This window comes from uncultured Leifsonia sp., from assembly GCF_945957465.1.
Taxonomy (GTDB): Bacteria; Actinomycetota; Actinomycetes; order Actinomycetales; family Microbacteriaceae; genus Leifsonia.
Genome location: NZ_CAMFLC010000007.1, coordinates 53149 through 72335, shown reverse-complemented (window position 1 = coordinate 72335; position 19187 = coordinate 53149). Strand labels below are relative to the sequence as shown.

The window sequence follows — 19187 nt, the reverse complement described above, 5'->3', positions numbered from 1 at the left end:
GACGGCCTGCGGACGCGTCGCGCGAAACCGTGGACAAGTCGCACGGCCTGCGCCTTGTGGAGGAGGAGCCGACCGTCCACCGCCGCTCAGGCGCGCGCGACGATGTGGAACACGTGCCAGTGCTTGGGCCCCTCGAACGACATCCCGCGGCGGTCGTCCTCCACCAGGCGGAGCACCTCGAGCCCCGTGAGCATGGCCTCCACGCCGCTGCGGTCGTGGAAGTTCATCCCGGGCCGCCCGAACCACTCGTCGTGCGGCCCGAACAGCTCCCCCGCGAACAGGCCGCCCGGCTCGATCGCGTCGCGGATGTCGGCCCACAGATAGGGGAACCGCGTGGGGTCGCAGAACGGGAGCGCGAACCCGGCGTAGACGATCTCCGCCCGCGGCAGCTCGCCGAGCGCCTCGAACGCTGCCCGCCGGGTCTCCACCCGCGCGGACGCCTCCGGAGAGAGCCCCGCCCGCACCCGGTCGTCGACGCCGGGGTCCGCGTCGACCGCCAGCACGCTCCAGCCGCGCTCGGCGAGCTCGCGCGTCTCCACACCGTCACCGCAGCCCAGATCGACCGCGAACCCCGGAGCGCCGTCCCACGCGTCGAGTGCCGCCTCGAACGTGGGGCGCACCCCGCGTCCGCCTTGCTTCTCGTAGAAGCGGGACCAGTCGAACGCCATGGGCTGAGCCTACGCGCGGTGCCGCGAGCGGTGTGCCACGCTGGCTAAGATCGGCGAGTGGAATCCGCGCCCGCCAGCCTCCGTGTCGCCGTGCTCGGCCCGGTGCTCGCCGAAGACCGCACGGGCACGCTCGCCGAGCCGCCGGGCACGCGCGGCAAGAGCCTCCTCGTCGCGCTGGTGCTGGCCGACGGAACAGCGTCGGTCGCGACACTGGTCGAAGACCTCTGGGACGACACCCCGCCACGCCAGGAACGTGCCGCGCTGCAGACGCTGGTCTCCCGCGTGCGGACGGCCACCGCGAACGGCCTGCTGGAGTCGACGCCGTCCGGTTACGCACTCGCGGTCGCGGCCGACCGCACCGACCTCGGACTCGCGCGCGCACTGCTCGGGCAGGCGCGTGCCGCGCGCGCGGCGGGCGACCCGGCTGAGGCCGCACGGGTCGCGAACACGGGCCTCCTGCTGTGGCGCGGTGAGCCCGGGCTGGAGTTGGGCGGAACGCGGCTGGCCGACGAGCTCGCGCGGGCGGCCGGCGAACTGCGCTCCGACCTGCTGGCGGTGCGCGCCGGCGCGGCCCGCGAGAGCGGCGACACGGCGACAGCGCTGGCGGACCTCCAGCGCCTGCTCGCGGAGCGCCCGTACGACGAGACTCTGCACGCCGAGCGGATGCGCGCCCTCGCCGACGCCGGACGGCGCAGCGACGCCCTGCTGGCGTTCGCCGAGCTGAAGGAGGCCCTCCTCGACCGCCTGGGCACGCGCCCCGGCCCCGAACTGGTCGCCCTGAACGCGCAGCTCCTCGCCGAGGAGGACGATCGCGAGGCCGCCGCGCCCCGCCGGGTCCGCATCGGGCTGCGCACGGCCCCGAACGCGCTCGTCGGCCGCGAGTACGACCTCGACGCCGTCGAGGACCTCGTCGCGACCTCCCGATTGACCACGATCCTCGGCGCCGGCGGGCTGGGCAAGACGCGGCTGGCGAACGAGGTCGGCCAGCGCGCCATCCACACGCCGGCGGTGATCCTGGTCGAGCTGGCGAGCGTGCGGACCGGCGACGACGTGGAGCTGGCGTTCGCCTCCACGCTCGGCATCCGCGAGGCCCGGACCACCCGCCTCGCCGAGCCCGGAGCCCAGCTCGATCTGCGCTCGCGGATCCTGGGGCTGCTCTCGGAGCGTGAGACCCTGCTCATCGTCGACAACTGCGAGCACATCGTGGATGCCGCAGCGGCCTACATCGAGGACATCCTCTCGTCGACCCCGACAGTGCGGGTACTCGCCACGAGTCGCGCGCCGCTCGCGATCGGCGCCGAGCGCGTCTACGCCCTCGGCCCGCTGCCCTCCGACGACGACGGGCCCGCAGCTCGGCTGTTCGCCGAGCGGGCGAGGGCGGCGCGGCCGGGCGTCGTGCTGCCTCCGGAGGCCGTGGCCCGGTTGTGCGAACGGCTCGACGGCCTCCCCCTCGCCATCGAGCTCGCGGCCGCCCGGACACGCTCACTGTCGGTGGAGGAGATCGCACGCCGCCTGGGCAACCGGTTCGCGCTGCTGACCGGAGGCGATCGCACGGCCCCGGAACGTCATCGCACCCTGTTCGCGGTCATCGATTGGAGCTGGAACCTGCTGGGAGCGTCCGAGCAGTCGCTGATGCGCCGGCTCTCGGTCTTCCCCGACGGCTTCAGCACCGATGCGGCGGAGGCCGTCGCCGGCACGGGCGGCGCATCCGTCCTCGACGACCTCGACGCGCTCGTCGCGCAATCGCTCGTGACGGTGTCGGAGGACGCGGCCACCGGCATCCTCCGCTACCGCATGCTCGAGACCGTCCGGGAGTTCGGCGAACGGGAGCTCGCTTCGGCGGGCGAGACCGGCGAGGTCCGCGACGGCGTGGACGCGTGGGCCGTCGGCTTCGCACGCCATGCCCTCGCGCACATGCACGGCCCCGCGCAGGTGCCGACGTTCGCGCGCGTGACAGCCGAGCAGGACAATCTGGTCGCGGTGCTGCGCTCGGCGATCGACGGGCGGCGGCCGGAGATCGCGGCCGCCGTGTTCGCGCTGCTGGCCTACTACTGGTCGCTGCGGAGCATGCACACCGAGGTCTTGGGGTTCGGGCCGGCGGTGATGGATGCGCTCGACGGCTGGGAGCCCGACGGCGACGACCGCGACGCGGCGGCGGCGTGCTACGCGCTGGTCGGCGGCACGTTCCTCTACGCCGGGCTGCGCACCGCCGTCCGCGCCATCTCGCGCCTGCGGAGGCTGCGGCGCGAACGGCCGTTCGGCGACCCGCGCCTCGACGCGATCGCCGGCCTGGTGCTCTCGGCGGGTCATGTCGAACCGGGCATGCGCCTGCTCGCCGAGTTCAGCCGCTCGGACGACCCGGAGCTGGCGGCGATGGGCAGCCTCCTCACGGCGCAGCTGCAGGAGAACGCCGGCGAGCTCGACGATGCCCTCGTCACGGCCTCCCACGCGCACGCCAAGGCCCGGGAGGCGGAGGACGCCTGGTCGATCGCGTCGGCGGCGCAGGCGCTCGCCCAGCTGCACAGCCAGCTGGCCCACCCGCGCGAGGCGCTCGAGTGGGCCGAGCGGGCGCACGCCGGCCTGGCGCTGCTCCAGGCCACCGGCGACCTGCGGCAGCTGGACTGGCTGATCGCGGTCAACTCCATCTCGGCGGGCGACATCGCGCGCGGGCGGATCCTGCTCGAGAACTACCTCTACGAAGAGGTCGACCGCACCGGCTTCGACTACGTCGACTACCACGGCATCGGATTCGCCGGCATGGCGGAGATCGCGCTGGCCGAGGGCGACTTCAGCGCGGGCGTGCGGCTCTACGAGGAGGCCATCGGCGTCTACCTCGACGACACTTCGGCGGGGCGCGACGCGGTCGCCAACCCGTGGCTCACGATCCTCGGCGCCGCGCTGGTCGCGGCCCGGCTGCGTGCGCAGGAGGCGGCCCCGGACCTGCTGGACCGGGAGGACACGGAGGCGGCGGCCCGGCGGCTGCGGACACGCGTGCTGGTGAACGGGCGCCTGAGCCCGCCCTACCTGGACAAGCCGGTCGTCGGCACCGGGCTCCTCGGCTACGCGATCTGGATGCTCGACGCCGAGGTCGCAGCGGCGCACGGCGACCCGTGGGTCGACAGCGGCCTGGAGCTGTTCGCGCTGGCCGAGCGGTCGAACTCCCGGCAGGACATCGAGAGCCTGCGGCGCGGCCCGCTCGCGGCGCGGGTGCGTCGCGTGTGGGGCGATGAGCGGCTGGCCGCGGCGCAGGCGGCGGCGGCGGGGCTGACGCGGGATGCGGCGGCCGTGCGCGGGCTGGCGGTGCTGGCCGATGCCCGAGGCTGAGGGGCAGGACAGGATCTCCTGTCGGTGAGCAGCAGAGCGGCCGCCGCCTCCCTCCGCAGGAGACGACGGCCGCTGATCGGGGGCGGAGGCTACGCCTTCCGCATGTAGGCGCGCACGGTGAGGGGCGCGAAGACCGCGACGATGACCGTGGCGCCCAGGAGCGCCCACCAGCCGTCGGCGCCGAACGTGCCGTTGTTGGCGAGGTCGCGGACCGCGGTCACCAGATGCGAGACCGGGTTGACGTTCACGAACCACTGCAGCCAGTCGGGCAGCGACGACACCGGCACGAACGCGTTCGAGAAGAACGTCAGCGGGAAGAGCACCAGGAACGAGATGCCTTGGACCGATCCGGCCGTGCGTGCGATCACGCCGAAGAAGGCGAAGATCCAGCTGATCGCCCACGCGCACACGATGACGAGCAGTCCGGCGAGGATCACGAAGCCGAGGCCCGCCGCGGGACGGTAGCCCATGAAGAACCCGGTGATGAACGTGATCGTCGTGGCGATGGCGTAGCGCAGCGTGTCCGCCAGCAGTGCCCCGGAGAGGGGCGCGATCCGCGCGATCGGCATGGACTTGAAGCGGTCGAAGACGCCCTTGTCCATGTCCTCCCGCAGCTGCACACCGGTGACCACGGAGGTCGTGATCACCGTCTGCGCCAGGATGCCGGGGATCAGGTACGGCAGATAGTTGGAGACGCTCCCGGTGATCGCACCGCCGAACAGCAGGGCGAACATGATCGTGAAGATGATCGGCTGCAGCGTCACGTCGAACAGCTGCTCGGGCGTCCGCTTGATCTTCAGGAGGCCACGGTGGGCCATGGTGAGCGTGTTCGAGAACGTCTGGCCGAGACCGACGTGGTTCTTCAGGTTCCGCTCGGCGGGCGGGGTGATGGTGGCGATGGCGCTCATGCCCGTATTCCTTCTGATGTAGTGGCTCCTTCTGATGCAGCGTCCTGCCCGGTCTCGGCGGACTCCTGGTCCGCGGTCTCCTCGTCCTCCACGCCGTGGCCGGTGAGCGTCAGGAAGACCTCGTCGAGCGTCGGCTTCTGCACCGACATCTCCTGCAGGTGGATGCCCGCCTCGCGGAACGTGACGAACAGGTCGGTGACGGCGTCCGCCTCGCGCATCGGCGCGGTGAGCCGCGAGCCTTCCGGCGAGACCACGGCCTCCACCCCCAGCACGGCGGCGATGGCACGGCGGGCGTCCTCGATGTCGCTGGAGTCGGCCAGCCGCAGCTGCAGCGAGGACTCGCCGACGGACGCCTTGAGCTCGTCTGCGGTGCCCTCGGCGACGACCCGGCCCCGGTCGATGACCGCGATGCGGTCGGCGAGCTGGTCGGCCTCGTCGAGGTACTGCGTGGTCAGCAGCACAGTCGAACCGGTGGCGACCAGGCGGCGGATGGTGTCCCACATCTGCGCCCTGGTGCGCGGGTCGAGACCGGTGGTCGGCTCGTCGAGGAAGATCAGCGGCGGTTGCGCGATGAGGCTGGCCGCCAGGTCGAGACGGCGTCGCATGCCGCCGGAGAACTTCTTGAGCGGCCGCTTGGCGGCGTCCGTCAGCCCGAACTCCTCGAGGAGCTCGGCGGTCTTGGCCTTCGCCTCGCGACCGCTCAGGCCGAGCAGGCGGGCGAAGATCATGAGGTTCTCGTTGGCCGAGAGCGTCTCGTCCACCGAGGCGAACTGGGCGGTGACGCCGAGCAGCTGGCGGACGACCTGCTGCTCCGTGCGGATGTCGTGGCCGAAGACGAACGCGTCGCCGCCGTCGGGCCGCAGCAGGGTGGCGAGCATGGAGATGGTGGTGGTCTTGCCGGCCCCGTTCGGGCCGAGGACACCGTAGACGGTGCCGGCGCGGACCGTGAGGTCGACGCCGTCGACCGCGCGGTTGTCGCCGAAGACCTTGACGAGCCCGTGGGCCTCGACGGCCCACTCGGTGCTGCGAGTCATGGTGGTCCTTCCTGATGAGGTGGATGCGTCGATGCTCGCCGGGCGCGCTTACACGGCGCTTACGGCGTGCTTACAGAGCTACCGCCGGGGTGAAAGCGACGGTAGGAGATCAGGCCGTGAGCGGCGGCCGGGGTCAGCGCAGGTCGCGGACCGATGCGACGCCGGCCGCCTTCGCGGACGCGCCCCAGCGCGGGCGGGCGACCCGCGGAGACGCGACGAGACGCTCAAGTTGCTTCGCGCCGGGAACGGAGGAGCTTCGGCGCGCCACGCCGGACGGGCGCAGGCAAGTGAGCAGTTCCGGTGCCATCCCGGCTGGATCTCCTCCGGTCGGCACGCGATCAATGGTGCAGCCGCACAGGTTCGCGGGGTCGGCAACGGAGGAGATCCGGTGCCGTCCGGGGGCGATCTCCTCCGGTAGCCTCAAATCGCCCGGCCCCGGCCGCCGATCTCCTCCGTTAGCGACCAGCACGCGTATCCTGACCGGCATGGACATCGGAGTCGGCAGCACCGTGTGGCTCGGGGATCGCCCCGGAGTCGTCGTGGAAGGACCGGACGAAGGCGGTCAGTTCCTCATCGAGTACTCGGCGCTCGACGGCAGGCTGGAGAGCGCATGGTGCCTTCCGGGCGATGCCCGGGTGTATCCGCGCGAGACCTGATCCCCACGCACGATAGCTGCGCGGATGTGCAACCTGGCGCCGGAATCCCGCGCACAGACCGACGTACACTGATGAAGTGACAGCGTACGTCTCCGCCTTCGACCTGTTCTCGATCGGCATCGGTCCTTCGAGTTCGCACACCGTCGGACCCCTGCGGGCCGCGAAGGCGTTCGCCGACCGACTCCTCGCCGACCGCCTCCTCGACCGCGTCGACCAGGTCACCTGCACGCTCTACGGATCGCTCGGCTCCACCGGGATCGGACACGGCACCCCGGACGCCGTCGTCGCAGGCCTGCGCGGCAACGAGCCCGAGAACTGCCGCCCGGAGGACGTGCGCGGCGCCTGGTCCGGCATCGAACCGGGCGCGACGCTGCCGCTGGCCGGGCTGCACGAGATCCCGCTATCGAAGGACGACATCGCCTTCGAGCCGCGCACGCGACTCCCCGGCCACCCGAACGCGCTCACGCTTCGGGCATGGGGGCGCTCCGCCGATGGCGCGCGCGAACCGCTGCCGCTGCGCGAGGAGACGTTCTACTCGATCGGCGGCGGGTTCATCCGCCGCGACGGCGAGGAGGCCGACCTCGCGGCGCGAGCCGCACACCCCCTCCCGTACGACTCCGCCGAAGAGCTCCTCGCGATCTGCGAGCGGCTCGACATCCCGATCTGCGAGGTGGCCCGACGCAACGAGGTCGCCCTGCACGGCGCCGAGGCCACCGATGCGCGGCTCGACCTGATCTGGGAGGCCATGGCCGAGTGCGTCGCACGCGGGCTCGCCGGCGGCGGCACCCTCCCGGGCGGCCTCGGAGTGAAGCGACGCGCCGCCGCGATGCGAGAGCACCTCGAGAGGGTGCAGGACGAGCCGGGACGCGCGACGTCGCTGGAGTGGCTGCACGCGTTCGCGCTGGCGGTCAACGAGGAGAACGCCTCCGGTGGGCGGGTGGTCACCGCTCCGACGAACGGCGCCGCCGGCATCGTCCCCGCCGTCGCGCACTACTATCTGCGCTTCGTGCCGGGCGCGTCGCTGGAGGGCATCCGCACGTACCTGCTCACAGCGACCGCCATCGGCTCGCTGTTCAAGGCGAACGCCTCGATCTCGGGAGCGGAGGGCGGCTGCCAGGCGGAGGTCGGCTCGGCCTGCGCGATGGCGGCCGGCGCGCTCTGCGCCGTGCTCGGCGGAACGCCGAAGCAGGTCGAGAACGCAGCGGAGATCGCGATGGAGCACCACCTGGGTCTGACCTGCGACCCGGTCGGCGGCCTCGTGCAGATCCCCTGCATCGAGCGCAATGCGATCGCCTCCTCCACCGCCGTCTCGGCGGCCCGCCTGGCGCTGCACGGCGACGGTTCGCACCTGGTGTCGCTCGACACCGTGATCGAGACGATGCGGCAGACCGGCCTCGACATGTCGACCAAGTACAAGGAGACCAGCGAGGGCGGCCTCGCGGTCAACGTCATCGAGTGCTGAGCCGCGCACGGGCGCCGCGTTACGCCCGGTTGCGCAGGCCGTTGGGAGCGTCGGCGGCCGCCGTTAGCGTGGTCCGCATGAGCATCACGACCGACGATCGCCCGCTTCCGTCCCGCGACCCCCGGAGCACTCCGCTCGGCGCCGCGCTCGCCGGGCCGCTCGTGTCGACGCAGTGGCTCTGCGACCATCTGGGCTCCGAAGGGCTGGTCGTCATCGATGCGACGGTGGTGGCGTCGCCGGGAGCCGACGGAGTCGTCTCCTATCTCCGCGGCGCGGAGCAGCACCGCGCGGGACACCTGCCCGGTGCCGTCTTCGCCGATCTGCTCGACCCCTTCAGCGACCCGTCCGGGCGGTTCCCGTTCACCCGTCCGACCGCCGCGGCGTTCGCGGACGCGGCCGCCGCGCTCGGCGTCGGCGCCGACACCACCGTCGTGATCTACGACGCCTCCGTCGGGCAGTGGGCGTCGCGGCTCTGGTGGCTGTTCCGTTCGTTCGGGCACGACCGGGTCGCCGTGCTCGACGGCGGTGTCACCAAATGGAGCGGCGAGGACCGCCCGCTCGAGACCGGCGAGGTCGCGCCGGTCGCGGCAGACGCCTTCCCGGCCGCCGAGCTCAGCGGCTTCTGGAGCGACACGGACGACGTTGCAGCCCTCCTCTCCGGCGAACGCCGGGGAACGCTGGTCTGCGGCACCGCCCCGCGTGACTTCGCGGCCCGGCACATCCCGGGCAGCGTGAGCGCGCCCGCTCTGCGGCTGGTGGACCGGGCGACGAACGCGTTCCTGCCCCGTGCCCAACTGCGCGAGCTCTTCGCCGACGTGCTCGCCTCTCCCGACCCGATCATCGCCTATTGCGGAGGTGGTATCGCCGCCGCCGCGGACGCGCTCGCGCTCGCCGTCCTCGGCCGCCACGACGTCACGGTCTACGACGGTTCGCTCAACGAGTGGGCGTCCGACCCGGAGGCTCCGCTGGCGAGTCTGTGATCCCGCTTCGCGGTGACCTGGGTCTTCACCGCAATCGGGCACTCGGTGCCACTGCGGGACGTAGGCTCGGAGCATGACCCTGATGGATATTCCGTTCAACACCATCGACGGGGCGCCGAGCAGCCTGTCCGAGTACGCGGGCAAGGTGATCCTCGTCGTCAACGTCGCCTCCCGCTGCGGACTCGCACCGCAGTACGAGAAGCTCGAGCGACTGCAGGAGACGTACGGCGACCGCGGCTTCACCGTCATCGGCTTCCCGAGCAACCAGTTCCTGCAAGAGCTGAGCTCGACGGACGCGATCAAGGAATACTGCTCGACGACCTGGGGCGTCACCTTCCCGATGATGGAGAAGGTGCGGCTGAACGGGCGCAACGCGCACCCGCTCTACGCCGAGCTGACCACCCATCCCGACGCAGACGGCAAAGCCGGCAAGGTCAAGTGGAACTTCGAGAAGTTCGTCATCACGCCCGACGGCGAGGTGCATCGCTTCCGTCCGCAGACCGAGCCGGACGATCCGCGGATCGTCGGACTGATCGAGGCATCCCTCCCGGCGGTCGCCTGATCCCCCGTTCCCGGCCCGCAGGGCGCGGAGGCGTGCTCAGGCGCGGCGGAACCACCGGCCGCCGACGCGCTCGGTGAGCCGCCACGCTCCCGTCTCCGCAAGAGCGTGGACCGCGGCGACGGTGTGCTCGGCCACCGCCAGCGCTTCATCGGCGCGGTCGGCGGTGAACCGGACCGTGAGCCGCGCCTCCCGGCTCACGACGTCGACGCTCGTCGCCTCGACCGTCGCGCGTTCGGCGGTGGCCGCTGCGGCGGCCGGCTCGATGGAGGTGGCCGGCACGTCACTGCGCAGCCGCCCGACCGGGATGATCACACGAAACGAAGGCACGCGCCGAGCCTACGGCGGGCAGGTCTACTATGTCGTACGCTGACACGGCGGGATCGGAAGGGGGTGCGCCGATGCACACCGAATCACCGGACACACGAGAGCTCTACATCATCCAGGAATCCGGCCTCACCGCCGACGAGCTGGAACGCTTCGACAGGATGCTCGACGAGCGGCGCCGCCGGGACGTCGCCGAATCTCAACGGCACGCCGAGGCGCTGGGAAGCCTGCTGTCGTCGCGGTCGGAGTCGACCGCCGACGACGAGCACGACCCGGAGGGCCCGACGCTCAGCTCGGAATGGAGCCGCCTGCACGCACTGCGCTCCGACTCGGCGGCCGACATCACCGCCGTCGATGCCGCTCGGGAACGCATCCGCCTCGGACGCTACGGCACGTGCGCGTCGTGCGGACGGCCGATCGGAGTGCAGCGGCTCGAGGCGCGCCCGACGACCGAGCTGTGCATCGTCTGCGCGGTCGCCGCGGAGCGCTGACCCGCGTAGACGTCCCGGCGCGAACTAGCGGGAGGCGCGGGCGGCGCGGTAGACCGCCTCGGTCCGGCTGGACGCGCCCACCTTGCGCAGGATGCTCGAGACGTGCACGCTCGCGGTCTTGGCGGAGATGAACAGCGCTTCGCCGATCTGCTTGTTGCTGAGCCCCTGCTCGATGAGGGCGAGCACCTGCTCTTCACGCTCGGTGAGCGGAGCCCCGGGGCCGACTCCCCCGGTGCCGTGCGCTACGCGCGGGATCCGCGACGAGGCGAGAGCGGTCGCGGCGTCGCTCATCAGCCCGAAGCCCCGGCGATCGGCCTCGGCCCGGGCCGCGCCGGCCAGCTGCTCGACCGCTCCGCTGTCGCCGGCGGCCCGGGCGACACGGGCTGCGCGCACGAGCGCGTACGGGTGCAGGTGCACCGGCGCCAGCGGGATGGCCGTCGCTGCGACAGCGGCATCCCAGGCGGCGCGGGCGGCGTCGAACCGGGCCGGGTCGCGCACAGCGCCCACCCCGTCGCGCGTGTCCGCGTCGGCGGCACCCGCCGCGGCCAGAGCCGTGGCGAGCTCGGCGCGGATCACCGGACCCCAGACCACCGCGGTCGGCCAGGTCTCGATGGCGGCCAGCACCTGGTCCAGGCGGGCCACCTCCGCCACGACGTCGCGTTCAGCGGTCTGGCCCTCGCCGTCGGCCGCGGGCGCCGTGCGGGACGTACTGAAGGCGCCGTCTGCGAGCGCCCGCGCGGCAGCGGCGAGCACCGGGAGGTCGGACGCCGGGAGGCGGGGGTGCGCCTGCGCGCGGACGGGAGCGGTCGCCTCCCACGCTCCGAGATGGTCGCCGCGTGCGATCGCCAGCTCGGCGACGAGCCGGGCGACGCCCAGCTCCGACTGCACCTCCAGCTCGCCGAGCGTGCGCAGGCCGCCGTGCCAGCGGCGCAGCAGATTCTCCGCGCTGTGGAGGTCGCCCCGCCAGAGCGTCAGCCACAGCTTCATGCGCTGCAGATGCGCGCGGAAGCTCGGTGGAGGGTCGAGCGCGAGCGCCGGATCGAGCATGGCTTCGGCGCGGTCGAGCTGACCGAGGGCCAGGAGCGGCTCGACGGCGTTCGACGAGAGGATGACCCCGGACGTGCGCTCGACACCGCGGGCGCGCGCTTCGCGGGCTCCGCGCTCCGCGAGGGCCACGGCCTCCTCGTAGCGGCCCAGGGTGTTCATGGCGTCCGACGCGTTGACCGCGTAGCGCAGCGACGCGGCGGGGTCTCGCTCGGCGAGCCGTCCCGCTTCGTCGAGCTCGGCCAGTCCCCGGTCGACGGACCCCGCGGCCACCAGGGAACTGCCGCGGATGTTGTGCGCGACCGAGAGGAGCGCCTCGGCACCTCCGGCGGACTCCGCGCCGCCGACCGCCTGCGCGCCGCCGACCTCGTCGATGGCCCGGGTCGTGAGCGCGATCGCCTCATCGAAGCGCGCCGCCAGCATGTAGCGCGCGGCGAGCTCGGTGAGCAACTGGGGACGCAGTCCGTCTGCCGGCGGCAGCGATCCCGGCGGAACGGCCTCCAGAGCCTGCTGCAGCAGCTCGATGACTCCCGGCCGGTTGAGGTTCATGAGGTACTGGGCCTTGTCGCGCAGGAGGCGGGCATACCGGGCAGGCGGCAGCTCGACGGCCGAGTCGAGGGCGGCGTTCACCGTCGCCAGTGCCCGCTCGTTGTCGCCCGCGTTGCGGAGCGCAGAAGCCGTGCGTGCGAGCAGCTCGGTGCGGCTGGTGATGCCGAGCGCACCCCTGCCGAGCTCGGCGGCGTCCGGCACGCTGTCCCACAGCTCGAGGGCGCGATCGCCCATCGCCGCGGCGGTGGCGTACGCGTACGAACGGCGCGCCTCCTCCATCGCCTCGAGCGAGGAGATGAACGCCCGCCGCAGGTCGTGCGCGGCCAGCCAGTGCGTGGACAGCTGCGTGGCGGAGCGCTGCGGGCCGGCTTCCAGCGCCTCGGCGAACCGCCGGTGGTACCGGCTGCGCTCGCCCGGGAGGAGATCGGCGTGGATCGCCTCCCGAACGAGCGCGTGGCGGAACGTGTACTCGGTGGTGTCGGCAGCGAGAACGTTGGCGACCACGGCCTCGCGAGCCGCCGCGTCGAGCTGGTCGGCCGTTCCCTCGAAGACCGCGCTCAGCAGCTCGTGGTCGACGCAGACCCCGCCCGCCGACACCAGGCGCAGCAGCTGCTGGGCGGGCTCGCTGAGCTTCTCGAACCGCGCCAGGAGCAGCTCGCGCAACGTCTCGGGGAGGTCTTCTCCGGTCACGAGCCCGTCGATCCCGATGAGCTCCTCGACGAAGAAGGGCACGCCCTCGCTCATCTCGTAGACGCGCTCGACGGTCGCCGCGTCGGGCTCGCAGCCGAGCAGCCGGGCGATCAGGGCCTCCACCTGGTCGCGGCCGAGCCGTGAGAGCTCCCACCGCGTGAGCCGTCGCGTGCGCTCGAGCTCGGCGAGGTACGACCGCAGGGGGTGCCCACGCCCGACCTCGTCGCTGCGGTAGCTGAGCAGCACGAGGATGCGCCCGCGCTCGGCCATGCGCACGAGGAACCGGAGGAGTTCGAGCGTCGCCGAGTCGGCCCAGTGGATGTCTTCGACGGCGAGCACGAGGGGCCGGTCGGCCGACAGCGTCTCGAACAGCACCGTCACGAGCTCGTAGAGCCGCTCGGCGCCGGTGCGGGCGGGCACGGCCGAGTCGTCGGCGAGCTCGGGCAGCAGCACCGGGAGGACGCCGGCGCCGTGCCCGGCGGCCGCGAGCACGGTGTCGAGCCCGCGCAGTTCGATGAGCCGGCGCAGGATGCTCGCGAAGGGCGCGTACGGCGCCCCGTCGTTGCCGAGATCGACGCACCTCCCGAGAAGTACCGTCGCCGACCCTTCGGCCTCGGCGAGGAACTCCGCGAGCAGCCGGGACTTGCCGATTCCGGCCTCTCCTCCGACGACGACGGCGCGGAGGCCGCCGACCTGCTCGACGGCACGGAGCTCATCGCGCAGCGCCTCGAGATCGGACTCGCGTCCGATCATCGTGGGGCTGGACGCCGGTGATCGCATGGCCTCATCGTGCCACGCACCACCGACATCCTCACCTCCCGCGCGCCCGGCTTCGCGGAGGGCAGAACGAACCTCATCGCCCGGCGCGGGCGAGCTCCCGCTGCAGCTCGGCCGGGGCTTCTGCGGCCGGCACGGCGGCCGGGGCGACGGGGATCGAGGCCGCGCTGCGGCCCGTGCTCGCCGCCGCACGAACGTCGTCGCGTGCAGCGCGCCGGGTGGCCCGCTCCGCGCGCCGCCCGGCCTGCTGCTCACGGACGCGGCGCAGCAGATCGCGCTCCCGCTCCGCACGGCGGACATCCCCCTCGAACACGCGCCCGGCGACGAACTCCTCGGACAGCATCATGAGCCTCACCCTTCGTTCCACTGCTTTCTTCGACTCCCTCAGACTCGTCGCTAAGGCCCCCCTCCCACATCGGGAAGATGCCCTATTCCGGTCCGCTCTCTCCTCCTACGTCGATCGGGGAGGCAGGGACTCGACAGTGTGCGACCGCCGGAGCAAGCTGACCTCATGGCAACGATCAACGAGCTCCGGCCTCCCTATCGCGTCGGTTACTTCGTCGGGAGCCTCTCCTCGGTCTCCATCAACCGGAGGCTGTCGAAGGCCCTCCTCCGCCTCGCCCCCGACGAGCTCGTCTTCACCGAGATCGCGATCGGGAACCTGCCGCTCTACAACCGCGACCTGGACGGCGACTTCCCGCAGGTCGCCCGCGACTACAAGGCGTCGATCGCCGCGCAGGAGGCCCTGCTCTTCGTCACACCGGAGTACAACCGGTCGATCCCTGGCGCGCTGAAGAACGCGATCGACTGGGCGAGCCGGCCCCACGGGGAGAATGTGATCGCGCGGAAGGCGACCGCCGTGATCGGGGCCTCCACGGGGGCGATCGGCACCGCGGTGGCGCAGCAGCAGTTGCGCAGCGTGCTCAGCTTCCTGCAGGCTCCGCAGATGAACGCGCCGGAGGCCTACATCCAGCTGCGGCCCGGGCTGATCGACGACGAGGGCGTGGTCACCGACGAGTCGACCGAGGCATTCCTGCGCGGCTTCATGGTGTCGTTCTTCGAGTACATCGAGCGCGTGCTGACCGTCGTCCCGCCGCCGCGGTGACGCCCGTGCTCCTGGAGGATGCCGACGAGCCGCGCAGCGTCGCCCTGCCGGGCGAGGCCGTCGCGCACGGCGCGAGCGGCGCCGCCGGGGCGCAGAGGGGACGCGACACGCCGTTCTCCCGATCGGGTGGCGGCGCGTCACGCCCCCCCTGCAGCGCTCAGCGGCCGCCCTCGCGCTTGCGGTGCCGCTGCGCGACCGCCTGCGGCCCGTAGGGGTACACCTCGGTGCGCGGCTCGCTCACCCGGTCGAGACGGCTGCGCTGCTCCTCGCTGAGCACCAGGTCGGCCGCGGCGAGGTTGTCGTCGAGCTGCTCGACCGTGCGCGCGCCCAGGATGACGCTCGTCACGGCCGGACGATCGACCAGCCACGCCAGCGCCACCCGGGACATGCTCGACCCGGTCTCCTCCGCGACGGCCTGCACGGCGTCGATGACCTCCCAGGTGCGCGGGTCGGCGTTGCGGGCGTCGAAGGCCTCCATGCCGCGCTTCGGGTTCTCACCCAGGCGCGTCGCGCCGGTCGGCGCCTGGTCGCGGCGGTACTTGCCGCTCAGCCAGCCGCCCGCGAGCGGCGACCACGGCAGCAGACCGACGCCCGCGTCGAGCGCGGCCGGCACGATCTCGTGCTCGATCCCCCGCACCAGGAGGCTGTACTGCGGCTGCAGCGTGACCGGAGGGACGAACCCGTAGCCGTCGGCGACGGCCACGGCCTTGGTCAGCTGCCAGCCGAGGTAGTTGGAGAACCCGTAGTACCCGATCTTGCCCGCCGTGACCGCGTCGTCGAGGAAGCGGAGCGTCTCGTCGAGCGGGGTGAGGGCGTCCCAGGCGTGCAGCTGGTAGAGATCGATGTGGTCGACGCCCAGCCGGCGCAGCGAGTCGTCGAGGGCTTTGCGCAGGTGCGTTCGCGAGAGGCCGAGGTCGTTCGGCCCCTCCCCCATCGGGAACCGGCCCTTCGTGGCGATGACGAGCTGATCGCGGCGGCCGTGGTTGCGGGCGAGCCAGCGCCCGATGATCGACTCCGACACACCCGAGCTGTAGACGTCGGCGGTGTCGACGAGGGTGCCGCCGGCGTCGAGGTAGCGCTCCAGGATGGCGTGGGAGGTGGGCTCGTCGGCCTCCGCTCCGAACGTCATCGTGCCGAGGGCGAAGGCGGACACGATCGTTCCGCTGTTTCCGAGGGTCCTGAGGTCCATGGACCCGACGCTAGCCTCGCGCGGCGTTTTCGCCTACCGTTTGCCACCGTGAAGCTGCTGATGCTGTCCGACACCCACGTGCCCAAGCGGGCCAGGGCGCTGCCGCCGCAGCTGCTCGCCGCGATCGCCGAGGCGGACGTCGTGATCCACGCGGGCGATTGGGTCGACGAGGCGACGCTCGATCTCCTCGAGGAGCGCTCCCGGCGGCTCATCGGCGTCTGGGGCAACAACGACGGGCCCGGGCTGCGGCGCCGGCTTCCGGAGGTCGCGCGCGCAGAACTGGGCGGCCTGCGGTTCGCGGTCGTGCACGAGACCGGCCCGGCAGCAGGGCGCGAGCATCGCTGCGAACGCGACTTCCCCGAGACGGACGTGCTCGTGTTCGGGCATTCGCACATCCCCTGGGACACGGTCTCGCCGGGCGGCTTGCGCCTCCTGAACCCCGGCTCCCCCACCGACCGCCGCCGTCAGCCGTTCTGCACCTACCTGACCGCCGAGGTCGCCGACGCCCGCCTCACCGACGTGCGCCTGGTCTCCCTTCCACCCCGCTGAGCGGTCCGGCCGCCGACGGGAGGGTGAGGAGGCCGTCGACGAGCAGGGCGCGGACGGCGGGCAGGAGGTCGGCACGGAGCGCCTCCTCGTCGACCTCCAGCAGCTGCGCGAGCGCGGCCACGATCGCGCCGACGCTCAGCTCGCCGTCGCAGGCGCCGACGAGCGCTGCGAGGCCGGTGTCGGCGGAGACCACGCGGCCGAAGCCGCCGCCCTGGCGCAGCAGGATCGCCGTCGGGGCGTCGGCGCCCGGCCACAGGTGACGTTCCTCCGTCACGTCGGGCGCGACCGTCGGCCGGAGGGTCGCGAGTGCGTCGTCATCGAGCGCGGCCTGAGCGTCGTGCGCGGCGAGGCAGGCGCCGAGATGCACGCCGAGGCCCGCCTCGTCGGCGCCCAGGGAGCCGTGTCTGCGCTCGAACCGGCGGAGCGTCGGCACACCGTCGGCACGCCGCAGCAGGACGTAGCCGAACCCCACTTCCCGCACGTCCCTGGCTGCGAAGTCGTCGAGCCACGCCGCCTCGAGCCGGTCGAACTCCGGTGTGCCCGGCAGGGTGCCGCCGTCGCGGATCCAGGTCTCCGCGTACTGGGCGGCGCCCTCCACGTCGCGCTCGATCACCCAGGCGTCGAGCGGCTGCGACGAATCGTCCACCCAGCCGCGCACCCGGTCGAGCGCGTCGCCCGCTCCGCGGTACTCCCAGTTTCCGAGCAGCTGTGCGACGCCCCCCGGTGCGAGGTGCGCGCCGCACCCGGCGACGAACGCCGCGACCAGGGCGTCGCCGACCATGCCGCCGTCGCGGTACTCGTACGCGGGCACCCCTTCGACCCGCGGCGTGATGACGAAGGGCGGGTTGGAGACGATGTGGTCGAAGGTCTCGCCAGCCACCGGCTCGAACAGGCTGCCCAGCCGGAACTCGATCCCCGCGACCTCGTTGAGCTCGGCGTTGAGGGCCGCGAGCCGGAGGGCGCGCGGGGAGATGTCGGTCGCGACCACGCGCTGCGCGTGGCGGGAGGCGTGCAGCGCCTGGATGCCGCAGCCGGTGCCCAGGTCGAGCGCGGAGCCCACCGGCCGCTGCAGCATCAGGCCGCTCAGGGTCAGGGAGGCGCCGCCGACGCCGAGGACGTGGTCTTCGGGCAGCGCGCCGCCGAGCGCCAGCTCGCCGAGGTCGGAGACGATCCACCACTCGGCCGGCCCGACCGAATCGACGAACGCGTAGGGGCGGAGATCGACAGCGGGTTCGACGCGTTCGCCGCCGACGACGAGACCGAGCCCGGTCGCACCCTCGACGCCGAGCTCCGGCAGCGCCGCAGCGGCTTCCGCCCGTGCCACCGGCCGCCCGAGCACGAAGAGGGCGGCGAGCGTGCCCAGCGGCCCGGCCGACGCCGCGGCCAGCGCCCGCTCGGCCGGCACGCGCCTCCCGCGGAACAGCGCGGCGGACGCCTGCTCGCCCCACAGGTCGGTGAGCCCATCGACGGTGAAGCCGGCGGCGCGGAGGTCGGAGCGGAGAGCGGAGACGGCGGCTGAACTCACGGATCCATTCAACCAGGAGCACAATGGGCGCTGTGACTTCCCGAGATAGCGTCGTGCGCAGGCGAGCCGTGGTGACCGGGACGGTGCAGGGCGTCGGCTTCCGCTGGAGCGCCCGCGAGGAGGCCCACCGGCTCGGCGTGGCAGGCTGGGCCCGCAACCGCAGCGACGGCACCGTCGAAGTGGAGGTGGAGGGCGACGCCGCTCGGGTCGAGAGCATGATCGAGTGGCTGCGCGCCGGTCCGCCGGGCAGCCGGGTCGACGCGGTGGAGGTGTCGGAGGCGCGGCCCGACGGCGACGACGCGTTCCGCATCCGCCAGACCGAGTAGGTGCGACGATCGAGCACCGGCGCGGCGCGGCGGCGTCTGACGCCGTGCCGCCGCCGAGGGGCACAATAGGGCCATGAGCCGCGCAACCCTGCTGACCATCACCGCGCCCACCGGAGAGCCCGCACCCGGCGACCCCGGCTTCGCCCTCGCCGACTTCGACGCGCCGCAGGTGCGGATCACCGATCTGGCCGTCACCCGCGGCGACGGCGTCTTCGAGACGATCGCCGTGATCGATGGGCACCCGCAGGCGCTCGGCCCGCACCTGATGCGGCTGGCCCATTCGGCTGAGCTGCTCGACCTGCCCGCGCCCGCGGAGCACGTATGGCACGAGGCGGTGCTGGCGGGCATCGCCGACTACCGGTCGCGCAACGGCCACGGCGGCGAGCTGTTCGCCAAGCTGATCTACTCGCGCGGCATCGAGGGCACGGGCGCTCCGAGCGGCTGGATCTTCGTGGACGAAGGCGAGGACTTCACGCAGCAGCGCCTCGGCATCTCGGTGGTGGCGCTGGACCGCGGCCTGCGGCACGACGTCGCCGAGACCTCCCCGTGGCTGCTCGCGGGGGCCAAGACCCTCTCGTACGCCGTCAACCGCGCTGCCCAGCGGGAGGCCGCCCGGCGCGGTGCGGACGACGTGATCTTCATCAGCTCCGACGGGTACGCGCTGGAGGGGCCGACCTCCAACGTCATCCTGCTGGCCGACGGTGTCGTCCGCACCCCGCAGACCGACCAGGGGATCCTGGCTGGCACGACGCAGGCGGCCGTGTTCGCGTTCTTCGAGGAGCGCGGCTACGCGACGGAGTACCGGCAGATCGCCCAGGACGAGCTGGAGGCGGCCGATGCTCTGTGGCTCGTCTCCAGCGTGCGCCAGGCCGCGCCCATCACGCACCTCGACGGTCGGGAGTACCCGGTGGACGCGGAGCTCACGGCCGACCTGAACCGCTACCTGCTCTCGCGCACGCACTGACTGCGGCCAGCGGAGGAGATCTGTTCCGGCGCGCCGGCGAGCCGCAGTCAGCGGAGGAGA

At 72.7% G+C, this 19187-nt stretch carries 18 protein-coding genes; 10 read left to right on the top strand and 8 right to left on the bottom strand.

Going from position 1 to position 19187, the window contains the following annotated elements; genetic code table 11:
* Positions 1 to 86: 86 nt before the first annotated feature.
* Positions 87 to 668 (bottom strand): trans-aconitate 2-methyltransferase, encoded by a 582-nt coding sequence (locus Q0Q23_RS05580; RefSeq protein WP_295120657.1) that lies wholly within the window; start codon positions 666 to 668, stop codon positions 87 to 89.
* 57 nt (positions 669 to 725) lie between these two features.
* Here Q0Q23_RS05580 and Q0Q23_RS05575 point away from each other — a divergent pair, with 57 nt between their 5' ends.
* Positions 726 to 3992 (top strand): BTAD domain-containing putative transcriptional regulator, encoded by a 3267-nt coding sequence (locus Q0Q23_RS05575; RefSeq protein ID WP_295120654.1) that lies wholly within the window; start codon positions 726 to 728, stop codon positions 3990 to 3992.
* Positions 3993 to 4081: 89 nt separating this feature from the next.
* Here Q0Q23_RS05575 and Q0Q23_RS05570 read toward each other — a convergent pair whose 3' ends face one another.
* Together Q0Q23_RS05570 and Q0Q23_RS05565 are read right to left on the bottom strand one after the other, a co-directional pair.
* The gene (locus tag Q0Q23_RS05570) at positions 4082 to 4900 is read right to left on the bottom strand and encodes an ABC transporter permease (protein WP_295120651.1); all 819 of its coding nucleotides are present in this window, start codon (positions 4898 to 4900) and stop codon (positions 4082 to 4084) included.
* Positions 4897 to 5934 carry an ATP-binding cassette domain-containing protein gene (locus Q0Q23_RS05565; protein WP_295120646.1) on the bottom strand — a complete coding sequence of 346 codons (1038 nt, stop codon included), beginning with the start codon at positions 5932 to 5934 and terminating at the stop codon, positions 4897 to 4899. The genes Q0Q23_RS05570 and Q0Q23_RS05565 overlap by 4 nt, the downstream gene beginning before the upstream one ends.
* Before the next feature lie 485 nt (positions 5935 to 6419).
* Between Q0Q23_RS05565 and Q0Q23_RS05560 the strand changes: the two genes are divergently transcribed.
* The 4 genes from Q0Q23_RS05560 (at position 6420) to Q0Q23_RS05545 (ending at position 9594) form a co-directional block, all read left to right on the top strand.
* Positions 6420 to 6590: a hypothetical protein gene (locus tag Q0Q23_RS05560; RefSeq protein ID WP_295120643.1), complete on the top strand. Its 171-nt coding sequence runs from the start codon at positions 6420 to 6422 to the stop codon at positions 6588 to 6590.
* A gap of 76 nt (positions 6591 to 6666) precedes the next feature.
* A complete protein-coding gene (locus Q0Q23_RS05555) occupies positions 6667 to 8052 on the top strand; it encodes an L-serine ammonia-lyase (protein WP_295120640.1) in 1386 nt (461 codons plus the stop codon).
* Between the two features lie 77 nt (positions 8053 to 8129).
* Positions 8130 to 9032, top strand: coding sequence for a sulfurtransferase (locus tag Q0Q23_RS05550; protein WP_295120637.1), 903 nt, complete (start codon positions 8130 to 8132; stop codon positions 9030 to 9032).
* 73 nt (positions 9033 to 9105) lie between these two features.
* Positions 9106 to 9594 carry a glutathione peroxidase gene (locus tag Q0Q23_RS05545; protein ID WP_295120634.1) on the top strand — a complete coding sequence of 163 codons (489 nt, stop codon included), beginning with the start codon at positions 9106 to 9108 and terminating at the stop codon, positions 9592 to 9594.
* Positions 9595 to 9630: 36 nt separating this feature from the next.
* Here the strand turns inward: Q0Q23_RS05545 and Q0Q23_RS05540 are convergent, their stop codons facing one another.
* Positions 9631 to 9921 (bottom strand): hypothetical protein, encoded by a 291-nt coding sequence (locus Q0Q23_RS05540; RefSeq protein WP_295120631.1) that lies wholly within the window; start codon positions 9919 to 9921, stop codon positions 9631 to 9633.
* Between the two features lie 71 nt (positions 9922 to 9992).
* On the opposite strand from Q0Q23_RS05540, the gene Q0Q23_RS05535 reads away from it, so the two are divergent.
* Positions 9993 to 10409 carry a TraR/DksA C4-type zinc finger protein gene (locus tag Q0Q23_RS05535; protein WP_295120627.1) on the top strand — a complete coding sequence of 139 codons (417 nt, stop codon included), beginning with the start codon at positions 9993 to 9995 and terminating at the stop codon, positions 10407 to 10409.
* Between the two features lie 24 nt (positions 10410 to 10433).
* Here the strand turns inward: Q0Q23_RS05535 and Q0Q23_RS05530 are convergent, their stop codons facing one another.
* Positions 10434 to 13472, bottom strand: coding sequence for a helix-turn-helix transcriptional regulator (locus Q0Q23_RS05530; protein ID WP_295120624.1), 3039 nt, complete (start codon positions 13470 to 13472; stop codon positions 10434 to 10436).
* 73 nt (positions 13473 to 13545) lie between these two features.
* The gene (locus Q0Q23_RS05525) at positions 13546 to 13815 is read right to left on the bottom strand and encodes a hypothetical protein (protein ID WP_295120620.1); all 270 of its coding nucleotides are present in this window, start codon (positions 13813 to 13815) and stop codon (positions 13546 to 13548) included.
* A 165-nt stretch (positions 13816 to 13980) separates the two neighbouring features.
* On the opposite strand from Q0Q23_RS05525, the gene Q0Q23_RS05520 reads away from it, so the two are divergent.
* Complete coding sequence (locus Q0Q23_RS05520; RefSeq protein WP_295120617.1) at positions 13981 to 14574, top strand: NADPH-dependent FMN reductase; 594 nt, start codon at positions 13981 to 13983, stop codon at positions 14572 to 14574.
* A gap of 157 nt (positions 14575 to 14731) precedes the next feature.
* On the opposite strand, the gene Q0Q23_RS05515 is transcribed toward Q0Q23_RS05520, so the two are convergent.
* Positions 14732 to 15763 (bottom strand): aldo/keto reductase, encoded by a 1032-nt coding sequence (locus tag Q0Q23_RS05515; protein WP_295120615.1) that lies wholly within the window; start codon positions 15761 to 15763, stop codon positions 14732 to 14734.
* 48 nt (positions 15764 to 15811) lie between these two features.
* Between Q0Q23_RS05515 and Q0Q23_RS05510 the strand changes: the two genes are divergently transcribed.
* A complete protein-coding gene (locus tag Q0Q23_RS05510) occupies positions 15812 to 16312 on the top strand; it encodes a metallophosphoesterase (RefSeq protein WP_363316238.1) in 501 nt (166 codons plus the stop codon).
* Here Q0Q23_RS05510 and Q0Q23_RS05505 read toward each other — a convergent pair.
* On the bottom strand, positions 16275 to 17837 hold the full coding sequence (locus Q0Q23_RS05505; protein ID WP_295120612.1) for a methyltransferase: 1563 nt from the start codon (positions 17835 to 17837) through the stop codon (positions 16275 to 16277). The genes Q0Q23_RS05510 and Q0Q23_RS05505 overlap by 38 nt on opposite strands.
* Positions 17838 to 17869: 32 nt before the next feature.
* Between Q0Q23_RS05505 and Q0Q23_RS05500 the strand changes: the two genes are divergently transcribed.
* Together Q0Q23_RS05500 and Q0Q23_RS05495 are read left to right on the top strand one after the other, a co-directional pair.
* On the top strand, positions 17870 to 18163 hold the full coding sequence (locus Q0Q23_RS05500; RefSeq protein ID WP_295120609.1) for an acylphosphatase: 294 nt from the start codon (positions 17870 to 17872) through the stop codon (positions 18161 to 18163).
* A gap of 73 nt (positions 18164 to 18236) precedes the next feature.
* On the top strand, positions 18237 to 19127 hold the full coding sequence (locus Q0Q23_RS05495) for an aminodeoxychorismate lyase (RefSeq protein ID WP_295120606.1): 891 nt from the start codon (positions 18237 to 18239) through the stop codon (positions 19125 to 19127).
* Positions 19128 to 19187 lie beyond the last annotated feature (60 nt).